Annotated in this window: 10 protein-coding genes and 3 pseudogenes; 7 read left to right on the top strand and 6 right to left on the bottom strand. The window is 64.3% G+C overall.

Annotated features, from left to right (window positions below; translation table 11 throughout):
- The first annotated feature begins 181 nt into the window (after positions 1 to 181).
- Entirely contained in the window at positions 182 to 325 is a 144-nt protein-coding gene (locus CDO44_RS27565) for a hypothetical protein (RefSeq protein ID WP_158213191.1), read from the top strand.
- A gap of 1104 nt (positions 326 to 1429) precedes the next feature.
- Here the strand turns inward: CDO44_RS27565 and CDO44_RS27965 are convergent.
- From CDO44_RS27965 to CDO44_RS03045, 3 genes and pseudogenes are all read right to left on the bottom strand, one after another.
- A pseudogene (locus CDO44_RS27965) lies at positions 1430 to 1663 on the bottom strand (putative zinc-binding protein); the annotation flags it as partial.
- Between the two features lie 74 nt (positions 1664 to 1737).
- A pseudogene (locus CDO44_RS03050) lies at positions 1738 to 2067 on the bottom strand (transposase); the annotation flags it as partial.
- Between the two features lie 73 nt (positions 2068 to 2140).
- Positions 2141 to 2896: a TrmB family transcriptional regulator gene (locus CDO44_RS03045; protein ID WP_087778807.1), complete on the bottom strand. Its 756-nt coding sequence runs from the start codon at positions 2894 to 2896 to the stop codon at positions 2141 to 2143.
- A 313-nt stretch (positions 2897 to 3209) separates the two neighbouring features.
- On the opposite strand from CDO44_RS03045, the gene CDO44_RS03040 reads away from it, so the two are divergent.
- The 6 genes from CDO44_RS03040 to CDO44_RS03015 all read left to right on the top strand — a co-directional run bounded on the left by CDO44_RS03040 (position 3210) and on the right by CDO44_RS03015 (position 8845).
- Entirely contained in the window at positions 3210 to 4490 is a 1281-nt protein-coding gene (locus CDO44_RS03040) for an ABC transporter substrate-binding protein (RefSeq protein ID WP_087778806.1), read from the top strand.
- 70 nt (positions 4491 to 4560) lie between these two features.
- Entirely contained in the window at positions 4561 to 5457 is an 897-nt protein-coding gene (locus tag CDO44_RS03035; protein ID WP_087778808.1) for a branched-chain amino acid ABC transporter permease, read from the top strand.
- Positions 5457 to 6422: a branched-chain amino acid ABC transporter permease gene (locus tag CDO44_RS03030; RefSeq protein ID WP_087778804.1), complete on the top strand. Its 966-nt coding sequence runs from the start codon at positions 5457 to 5459 to the stop codon at positions 6420 to 6422. The genes CDO44_RS03035 and CDO44_RS03030 overlap by 1 nt, the downstream gene beginning before the upstream one ends.
- A gap of 15 nt (positions 6423 to 6437) precedes the next feature.
- Positions 6438 to 7211 (top strand): ABC transporter ATP-binding protein, encoded by a 774-nt coding sequence (locus CDO44_RS03025; protein ID WP_087778802.1) that lies wholly within the window; start codon positions 6438 to 6440, stop codon positions 7209 to 7211.
- Entirely contained in the window at positions 7204 to 7848 is a 645-nt protein-coding gene (locus CDO44_RS03020) for an ABC transporter ATP-binding protein (RefSeq protein ID WP_087778800.1), read from the top strand. The genes CDO44_RS03025 and CDO44_RS03020 overlap by 8 nt, the downstream gene beginning before the upstream one ends.
- 34 nt (positions 7849 to 7882) lie before the next feature.
- A complete protein-coding gene (locus CDO44_RS03015; protein ID WP_087778798.1) occupies positions 7883 to 8845 on the top strand; it encodes a nitrilase-related carbon-nitrogen hydrolase in 963 nt (320 codons plus the stop codon).
- On the opposite strand, the pseudogene CDO44_RS28310 reads toward CDO44_RS03015, so the two are convergent.
- The 3 genes and pseudogenes from CDO44_RS28310 to CDO44_RS28305 form a co-directional block, all read right to left on the bottom strand.
- Positions 8740 to 9171, bottom strand: a pseudogene (locus CDO44_RS28310) (hypothetical protein); the annotation flags it as partial. The gene CDO44_RS03015 and the pseudogene CDO44_RS28310 overlap by 106 nt on opposite strands.
- Before the next feature lie 90 nt (positions 9172 to 9261).
- The gene (locus CDO44_RS03010) at positions 9262 to 9864 is read right to left on the bottom strand and encodes an ANTAR domain-containing response regulator (protein WP_087778795.1); all 603 of its coding nucleotides are present in this window, start codon (positions 9862 to 9864) and stop codon (positions 9262 to 9264) included.
- A complete protein-coding gene (locus CDO44_RS28305) occupies positions 9861 to 10121 on the bottom strand; it encodes a transporter substrate-binding protein (protein WP_144389458.1) in 261 nt (86 codons plus the stop codon). The genes CDO44_RS03010 and CDO44_RS28305 overlap by 4 nt, the downstream gene beginning before the upstream one ends.
- Positions 10122 to 10198 lie beyond the last annotated feature (77 nt).

The raw sequence follows: 10198 nt of genomic DNA, 5'->3' as shown, positions 1-10198 counted from the left end.
GAGGCCACCATACCCGTTTACAAAGCGAACAGGAAAGTCAATGAAATCAACGGTCTACCCAGACCACCCCCGCGCCAGTGCTAGCTTTGCGTACCGTCACTTATTGCACTGAAAACGAGGAGACCCCCTGGAAGGCTGGCAAGCCGCCAGTGCGATTGACATCTGTGCCAGCCAATTGCGCATGGCGCAGGGCCGCGTGGTGGGGCTCGACCTCAATGCCTGGATGCTGGCTTGCGAGTGCACGGGGCTCGATCGCGCGACGGCAATCGATCTCTTCCCGGCGGTCGAGGCGGGCCTGATGAGCACATTGCAACAAAACACATAGACCCACGATTCACCCGATATCGGATTTCTTCTTCCCATGGCCGAACGCAACCTCTCCATCCGCTTGTCCGTGGTCGACGGCGGCAAGGTCAAAGCCGAACTGTCCGAGATTGGTGAGAGGGGGGAGCGCTCGCTCAAAAAAATCGAGGCGGCGGCCACACCAGCGTCTGGTGGCCTGAAACTGCTGTCGTCTGCCGCCAACGATGCCAAGTTCCAATTGCAGGCCGCCACTGACCGGCTCGGCGTGCTTGGCTCGGTCTTGGGCAAACTCGGCCCCGCCGGTTTGATGGCGGGCGCCAGCATCGCTGCCTTGGGCGTGGGCATCACCGCCTTGGTCCTGCCGGTGGCTCGGGTCGGCGATGAGTTCTTCAAGCTCTCGCAAAAGACCGGTGTCTCGGTTGAAGCGCTCACCGCGCTCGACTATGCGGCCAAGCTCTCGGACGTCAGCACCGAAGGACTGACCAAGGGGCTGCAGCGCCTGTCTGTCGCGTTGTTTGACAGCCGCTTCGAGGGTGCCGAAGGCAGCAAGGCCTTGCTGGCGCTGGGTGTGGCGGCCACTGACGCCCATGGGCAGATCCGGCCAACCGAGCAGGTCTTGCTGGATCTAGCCGAGAAATTCGCCGACATGCCCGACGGCGCGGACAAGGCGGCCTTGGCCATCAAGCTCTTTGGTCGCGAAGGGTTGAACCTGATCCCCTTCCTCAACCAGGGGCGAGAGGGCATCACCGCGCTGATGGAAGAAGCCCAGCGCCTGGGCCTGGTGATGTCCGAAGACGTGGCACGCGCCTCGGAAGTCTTCAACGACAACCTGACTCGCCTGTCGGCCATCTTCGAAGGCGTGCAGCGCCAGATCGGCGCGGCCGTCATTCCGGTGCTGGCCGACTTCACCGAGCAGGTGATCATGGCGCAGACGGAGACGGGCAGCTTCAGCAACGAGCTGCAGCGCATCACGTCCAACCGGGAGGCCACGCTGGCGTTTCTGGAGCCCGATGAGGGCGAAGCCTTCCTCAACCAGTTACGCACCCGGCTCCTGCGCACCCAGGAAGGCGAAGCGGCGGAGCTGCGTGCGCGCGCCTTGCAGATCGAGGCCAAGGGCTACCAGGGGGTGGCGGCGCAAGCCGAGCAGTACATCCAGGTGCTCGAAGCCATCGAGCGCCAGAATGGGCCTGCCGGAGGTAGCGGTCTTCACCAGGGCCGGTACACCGCCGCCGACACCGGCGATGCAGGACATTTCCGCAAGCCCCAGGCGGTCCAGCTGCAGCGCGAGATGGTTGGTCATTTGGGCCGCACTGGAGCAGCCTGAGCAGGAATAAACCAGGGGAGTCTGATTGTTAGCCATAGCAACTACACCTGAGGGATAAGGGTTCCATCAGATAAAGAGACGGGGTCCATCCACGATTGTTGGATTAAGTGTACCGTGGTGGCGTCGGGCACCGGCTCGCGACCCAGATCGATGCCAACGAAAGCGCGCAGCGCCGCCGAGTCGTACAGCGCCTCCTCGCACGCCGCATCGGCCAGGTTGAACCAGTGCTGCAGCAGGTGGATGCGCAGCATGCGCTCCAGCCCGATGGGCGGGCGGCCGTTGCCGGGCTTGGGGTAGTGCGGCTCGATCAGCGCCACCAGCCGCCCCCACGGCACGATCGTCTGCATCTGGGCCAGGAATGCGTCGCGGCGCGTAGGCTTACGAAAGCGCTCGAATCCCGCCGACGCATCGGCCGCCGCTGCCAAGGTCATCTGCTTCATCGTCATCCTCGCATCCCGCGTCGACACCTTCAACGCACGCAACTACGATACGGTGGACTTGATCAGCGTTTCCCTAGCTTGCCTCGCCGGCGGCAGGGATGGGGCTGCTTGCGGCCCACAACGTTTCGAACAAGGCTGTCTGAAGCCCGGCGAACTCGGCGCTCTGGATCAGGAAGGCGAAGTTCTCACGTCGCGAGGAGATGCAGGCGACCTTGTCGTCGTAGATGTAGCAGGTCATGGTGAACGGCACATGGTGCGGCGAAAACCGTACTTCGCGTAGCTCGTCCGCCCTGCTGCCCCAGGCGTTGCTGACTTCCTCGTCCTTGCTGCGCACCACCCGCAGTTTCAATCCCGCCTCGATGCGGCGCTGGATGTAGCGCTCCATGAATTCCGGCCCCGGCGCCTCGAGCAGTTCCTGCATCGACAGGATGCCGCGCAGTTCCCCGGAACGGCAGTTGAGCGTGTCGTTCAACACGGTGGCGATGCCCTCGGCGCCGCCGTAGTAGCGCATCCGCGGCTTGAACATCGAGTGGCTGTAGATCGCCTGGATCTCCGGTAGGACCTCCTCAACCAGTCGCCGGCGCTGCTCCAAGTTGCGTAGCAAGACGGCCGGGTCTTCGGCCACGACGTACATCTTTCCGGACTTTTCGATTTGGGTGACCAGCCCCTCGTTGACCAAGCCATCCAAAACGTCATAGGCGGTGGTCCGACCGATGCCGGCACGCTCGGCGACCGCCGTCACCGGCGCCTCGCCCAGTTCGAGCGCAGCCAGATAGAAGCGTCCTTTCTTGCCGGTAAGGCCCAGTTGGGCAAGCTGATTAAGCAGCATCACTCGTTCCCCCATGTCGAACAATCTCGACATAGCAATGGTGTCGAAAAAAGTCGACACTGTCAAATAGCTGTATGTGGCTGGTGGTGCTTGACGGAATCTCATCAGTACCGTACGATCCGCCGGACTGCTGGAGGTGATTGGCCGGCCCAGACCATCACTGGACATACGTCACCGAGTCATGTCGGAACACATCGACACTGATTGGCTGGGGCGGGTTCCACGACGGGCTGGGGCGGTTGTAGGCCTTCCTCCCGGCGCAGGGCCAGGCGCCTTGGCCGTTCGTGCAAAGACAAGCTAAGAGAGGCATCACATGCGTTTGTTAGGAAAGATTTCCGTTTCGACGGCACTCGGATTGGCCGCCGCTGCTGTCGCGCAGACTGCCGCGGCTGCTGATCCACTGAAGGTTGGTCTGGTGTCCTTCTATTCCGGCCCCGTTTCCGGCCCTGTGGGCATCCCCTCGCGTAATGGCGCGGACATCATCATCGAGGCGATCAACAACGGCGCGCTGCCGGCGCCGTACAGCGGCAAGGGTGTCGGCGGCCGCTTGATCGAGCCGATCTACGTCGACGAGGCCGTGGAGCCGGTCAACGAGTACCGCAACCTGGTGCAGCGCCAGGGCGTCGATGTTGTCATCGGTTATGCCTCCTCCGGCTCCTGCGTAGGCATCGCGCCGATCGCCGAAGAGCTCAAGAAGCTCACCCTGTTCTACTACTGCGGCACTACCCGCACCTTCGAGGAAGGCGAGAAGCAGTACGTCTTCCGCACGATGAACTCGCAGGACGTCGAGAACATTGCCGCCGCGCGCTACACCCTCAGCGTCAAGCCCAACCTCAAGACCGTCGCTGGCATGAACCAGAACTACGGTTGGGGCCAGGAGTCCTGGCGCGACTTCATCAAGTCCGTGCAAAAGCTCAAGCCGGACGTGCAGGTCGTCAGCGAACAATTTCCCAAGCTCTTCGCCGGTCAATACGGCGCCGAGGTGACCGCCCTGGTCCGTGCCAACGCGGACGTCATCCACTCCAGCTTCTGGGGCGGTGATCTGGATGCCTTCATCCTGCAGGCGGCCCCGCGCGGCCTGCTCAAGAAGTCCACCGGCGTGCTGACCACCGGCGGCACGGCGCTGAACAGCCTGGCCAAGCAGATCCCGGACGGCACCGTGATCGGCGTGCGCGGCACCGGCGGCGCGCTGGCACCGGCGTCCAAGTTCAACGACTGGTTCCGCGCCGCGTACCAGAAGAAGTTCGGCGAGGAGCCGAACTTCCCCGCCTACTACATGGCGCAGTCCGTGCTGGCGCTGAAAGCGGCTGGTGACAAGGCCGCGGCGGCCAGCAAGTCCGCACCGACCGCGGACGACATCCGCAAGGCGCTGCCGGGCCTGGACTTCGAGACCCCGGCCGGCAAGGTCTACATGGATCGTCACAAGGGCCATCAGGCGGTGACCGAAACGGCCTATGGCACCTTCAAGCTGGTGGGCGGCAAGCCAACCCTGACCAACATCAAGCGCTACCAGCAGGATTGCGTCGTTCCGCCCAAAGGCTACAAGAGCCTGGAGTGGATCGAGGCGGGCTTCCCCGGCGCCAAGTGTAAGTAAGCCTCAGGTGCGCAGCATGCCGGCGCGCACGCCGCGCATGCTGCGTCTTACCGTACGGGATTCCCAATCCATGTCCTTGATCCTGGCCATCCTCATAGACGGCTTCATCTACGCCTCCTGGCTGTTTGTCGTGGCCGCGGGCCTGACGCTGATCTACGGGGTCATGCGCGTGCTCAACATGTGCCATGGCAGCTTCTATGCCATCGGCGCCTATACCTCCGCTTCGCTGGTGGGCTGGTATTTCGAGCAAGGCCTGCCCGAGTTCGGCAGCTTCGCTGCCATGGCCCTGGCCGCGGTCCTTGCCGGCGGCATCGCCGGGCTCATCACCGAGCGCGGCGTACTGCGCTTCCTGCACGGCCGCGACGAAGTGGTGATGGTGCTGGTGACGTTCGGGCTGCTGCTGGTGTTCGAAGACCTTATCGTCATGCTCTGGGGCGTGCAGTCCTACTACGCCTATCAGCCCTACGGCCTGCTCGGCAGCACCGACTTCGGCAACTTGAGTTTCGTCAACTACGACCTCGCGATGATCGCCGTGGCCGGCGTGGTGGCCGCGGTTCTCTGGTGGGGCCTCAACCGCACCCATCAGGGCAAGCTGCTGCGCGCGGTGATTCATGACCGCGAAGGGGCGGTGGCCATGGGCATCAACGTCAGTCGCCTGTTCGTGATTACCTTCGCCATCGGCGCCGGGCTGGGCGCGCTGGCCGGCGGCCTGGCCGCGCCCGCCATCGCCGTCAACCCGGGCCTGGGAATCGAGGTCATCGTGCTGGCCTTCGCCGTGGTGGTAACCGGCGGGTTGGGCAGCATCGAGGGTGCGCTGGTGGGCGCCATCCTGATCGGGCTGGCCCGCGCGGCGGCAGTGAACATGCTGCCCGAGGCGGAGCTGTTCGTTATTTATGGCGTGATGGCCTGCGTGCTCGCCTTCCGTCCGCGAGGCCTGTTCGCGCTTGCCGGTGCGAGGAAAATCTGATGCGTTGTGTCGACAAAACCCCGTTGGCCATCATCGCGGTGACGCTAGCGTTCTTGGCCGGCGGTTTCGTGTTTCCCGCCTGGCTCAGTCTGATGGTCGTTTCGGTGATCGCCAAGGCGCTCGTCGTGATGGGCGTGATCGTGCTGATGCGCAGTGGCCTGGTCTCGTTCGGCCAAGGTCTCTACTACTGCATCGGCGGCTATGCCATCGGCCTGGGCGGGCAGTTGCTGCAGATCACCGACATCTTCGTCTTGCTCGCGTTGGCCGCGACCGCAGGCCTGGTAACCGGTGGCATCCTCGGCCTGGTGATGAGCCGCTATCGTGAGATCTTCTTCGCGATGTTCAGCCTGGCCTTGTCCATGATCCTCTACGGCGTGCTCTCGCGAACGCAGAGTCTGGGCAGTACCGACGGCTTCAACGTTGCGGCGCCCACGCTGTTCGGCGCCGCCTTGGCGGTCGAGCAGGCCAAGCTGCTGATCTACGTTACCACCTGCATGCTGGCGGCGATCGCCGCCTTTGTCGTGCATCGCTATTTCCGCTCGCCCATGGGGTACGCGGGCATAGCCCTGCACAACAACGAGATCCGGGTGGAATACCTTGGTCTTGCGCCGCGCACGGTGTTCTACAGCAACTACGTGATCGCCGCGGTTGCCGCGTCGCTGGGCGGCGCCATCACCGCGCTGAACTACGGTCATGTGGGTCCCGAGATGGCCTACTGGTCGCAATCCGGCGAGTTCATCTTCATCGCCCTGATGGGCGGCACCGGCCACGTGGCCGCCGCGTTCGTCGGCTCGACGGTGTTCGAGCTGGTTCGCACCTACGCGCTGGAGTTGGCGCCAAATGCCTGGCGCTTGATCCTCGGTGGGGTGCTGATCGCCATCATCTGCTTCCTGCCCAAGGGGCTCTGGTCCCTGACCCGCTTGGCCACGCGCAAGGAGCGCGCGGCGGTGGCAGAGACCGCTTAAGAAGGACGACGCGCTATGAATCCGGTCCTGCAAGTTACCGAGCTGAACAAGAGCTTCGGAGCGGTGGTCGCCGCCGCCAACATCAACGTGACTATCCATGAGCAGGAGGTCGTCGCGGTCATCGGCTCGAACGGCGCCGGCAAGACGACCTTCGTCAACATGGTCACCGGTTACTTGAAGCCCACCAGTGGCCGCATCCAGTTCCGCGGCAACGACATCACCGGCCGCGCGCCGCGTGAGGTGAGCCGCGCCGGTATCTGCCGCTCCTTCCAGGTGGCCCAGCTGTTCCCGGACCTGACCGTGATGGAGAACATGATGCTGGCCTTCGCGACGCTGCAGGTGGGCGCCGCGAGCTTCTTTCGGCCGCTGCATAGCGAGGCTGCCCGGGTCCGCGCCATGGAGGTGCTGGGGGATTTCGGCATCGCCGTCCATGCCCACTCGCAGGTGAGCGCCCTGGCGCAGGGCGTGCGCAAGCTGCTGGACATTGCCATGGCGCTGGTCTCACGCCCGCCGTTGCTGCTGCTCGATGAGCCCACCAGTGGTGTGGCCATCGAGGAGAAGTTCGGTCTGATGGACACAGTAATGGCCGGCGTCCAGCGCTCGGGCTCTACGGTCATGTTCATCGAGCACGACATGGACATCGTCTCTCGCTACGCCAGCCGCGTCATCGCCTTCTACGACGGTCGCATCATCGCCGATGCGGCCACCGAGTTCGCGCTGGCCGATCCCCAGGTGCGGCAGTTCGTTATCGGTGAATCCCACGCTGCGGCCGGAGCCAGCCATGCTTGAGATCAGGAACCTCAGCGTCGCCATCGAGGGCACGCCGATCCTGCGCAATGTCGGCCTTGCGGTGCCGACCGGGCAGATGGTCGGCCTGATCGGCCGTAACGGCGCCGGCAAGACCACGCTGATGCGCAGCATCATGGGGTTGATGAAACCCACCGGCGGCAACATCCGCTTCGATGATACCGACCTTACCGCCACCGACGCTTACCGGCGCGCGCATCTCGCCATCGGCTATATGCCCGAGGATCGGCGCCTGGTGCCGGATCTGACGGTGGAAGAAAACGTGCTGACCCCGGTCTGGGCCACCAAGCAGCCCAATCCCCAGGCGCGGCTGGAATGGGTCTACTCGCTGATGCCCGAGGTCAAAGGCTTTGCCTCGCGGCGCGCCATGAGCCTGAGCGGTGGCCAGCAGAAGCTGGCGGCCCTGGCGCGTGCACTGATGATCGGCAAGAAGGTGTTGTTGCTCGACGAGCCCTTTGAAGGCGTGGCGCCAACCCTCTGTCGGCGGTTGGTGGAAGTGATCAGCTCTCTCAAGACCGAGGGTATCTCGGTGTTGATCTCCGAATCCGACTACACCCACACGCGCGGGGTGGTGGATCGCTCCTACGTCATCGAGCGCGGTAGCGTCACGCAGGGCTGACGGCCCGTTACTGAACAACGAAAGGGAAAAAACAATGCAAACGCTTAGAGCTGCCGTAGTACAAGCCGGCTCCGTCGCCTTCGACACCGAGGCTACGCTGGACAAGACCGAGAAGCTGGTGGTCGAGGCCGCCGCTGGCGGCGCCCAGCTGGTGGTGTTCCCTGAGGCCTACATCTCGGCCTATCCGAAGGGCCTGGACTTCGGATGCCGGGTCGGCATGCGCCGTCCCGAGGGCCGCGAGGACTTCCGCCGCTATTGGGCGAGCGCCATCGAGGTGCCAGGCCCGGCGACCGATCGCCTGGGCGAGATTGCCAAGATCAACGCTGTGCACCTGGTGATCGGCGTTATCGAGCGCGCCGACAGCACGTTGTATTGCACCGTGCTGTTCTTCTCGCCCGAAGGCCGGCTGATGGGCAAGCACCGCAAGCTCGTGCCGACCGCCAGCGAGCGGCTGGTCTGGGGGTTCGGTGACGGCTCCACGTTGCCGGTGTTCGACACCCCCCACGGCAAGCTGGGCGCGGTGATCTGCTGGGAAAACTACATGCCGCTGCTGCGTACGGCCATGTACTCCAAGGGCGTCACCCTCTACTGCGCCCCCACCGCCGACGATCGCGATACCTGGCTGCCGACCATGCAGCACATCGCCCTGGAAGGCCGCTGCTTCGTGCTCTCGGCCTGCCAAGTCATGCGCCGCAAGGATTATCCGGCGGAGTACGAGCTGTCCCAGGAAGTAGGGCCGGACACGATCCTGATGCGTGGCGGCAGCTGCATCATCGGCCCCCTGGGGCAGGTGCTGGTTGGCCCGGTCTTCAATGAGGAGACGATCCTGTACGCGGATCTGGATCTGGCCGACGTGCCGCGCAGCCGCCTCGACTTCGACGTGACGGGTCACTACTCGCGTCCGGACGTCTTCAACCTCACCGTGAACGAGCGCCCACAGACGCCGGTGAGTTTCGTCGGCAGCGCTAAGCACCTGCTGGCGGATACGACCGACTGAGCCTGCCGGCTGAGCGCTGGACGACCAAGGCGGCTGTGGCCGCCTTGGTCGTCCTCTTGCCCGTCGTCCTTGCCCGAGGATCCTGCGCACGAAGCTGCAAAAGACCAATTACCCAACAGCCAGATCGCGCGCACCGGGCTGCCGATGCGCCGCAGCTCGGCGGCGATGCGCGCGGCGGTCTCGCCCCGGTAGAAATCATCCAGGCCGCGCTGGCCCAGGGTGTGCAGCGTGTCGCCCAGGGGACGGCTGGCGCAACACGTGGCCGGGGGCGCGCCGTTGACGAGGTAGCTCTCGGCAAAGCCGGGGGCGTGTTTCAGGCCGCCGAGCTTCTGGCGCGTGAGCTCGTGCTGGCTATTGAGCCGCGACCGGGCGGTGGCTGGGCGCGGTGGTTGCCCACTCCTGCCCCTCGGGCCCTCTCAGATTCCCAGCGCCTCCGTGGCGCTGATGATCTGACGGGCCACCTGCTCGATGGGTTCGCGCTGCAGCATGGCTTTTTCGCGAAGCAGTTCGTAGGCGTCGTCTTCTTTCAGGCGGCGCGCTCCCATCAGCGCACGGGTTGCCTTCTGGATGATGTGCTGATGCGCGGCCTTTTTCTCAAGCCGCTGGATGTAGTGCTCGCGCGAGCGCCGCTGCTTGCTCTGGTGCAGCGTTAGCGCCAGGGCGGTCAGCACCCCCGCGGGTCGCACGGGTGAGGCGATGGTGGTGAAGGCGTTGAGGTGCAGCACGGCCGCGAGGGTGATGGGGTTTTCAAACGCCACGATGGGGATGACCGGTGGGGCGCTGGGTTTTTCGAGCCAGGGGCAGGGTTGAGAAAGCGTGTCAGGGTGCACCGCCAGCAACACCATGTCGGTACCCGATGGCGGGGCATCGAGCAAGGGCCACTGGCACGCGAACGCGCATCCAATGCGCGACAGCTCATCCGCCAGTTCCTCTCGGTCCCGATCGTCCGGGTGCACCACCAGCAGCCGCAGTGCGCGGATGTCTTTCAAGATGGTCTGGCTGACGTTGGGCCGCGTCATGAGGCCCCCACGACAAGCAACCCATCGCTCTGGCCTGCGCCGGGAGAGGTGACGGTCGCCCAGTCAGGGGGCACGTGTGATATGACGTAGGGGGCAGCCGCCATCGGCTCGGGTGCCTGGGCGAGGATGTCAAAGCTGCCCGAGGCGTTGCAACGCCCGATACGCGCGTTGAGGTGCGTATGGTGGTTGCGCCCATCCACCCGAACCGGGGTCTCCTCGTTTTCAGTGCAATAAGTGACGGTACGAAAAGCTAGCACTGGCGCGGAGGTGGTGTTGGTAGATCGTTGATTTCATTGACTTTCCTGTTCACTTTCAAATCTGCGATTCGTGGCGT

It is taken from the genome of Pigmentiphaga sp. NML080357 (assembly GCF_002188465.1).
GTDB lineage: Bacteria > Pseudomonadota > Gammaproteobacteria > Burkholderiales > Burkholderiaceae_B > Pigmentiphaga.
Note: the sequence above shows the minus strand (reverse complement) of the source record. Positions and strands in the feature narration are given on the sequence as shown.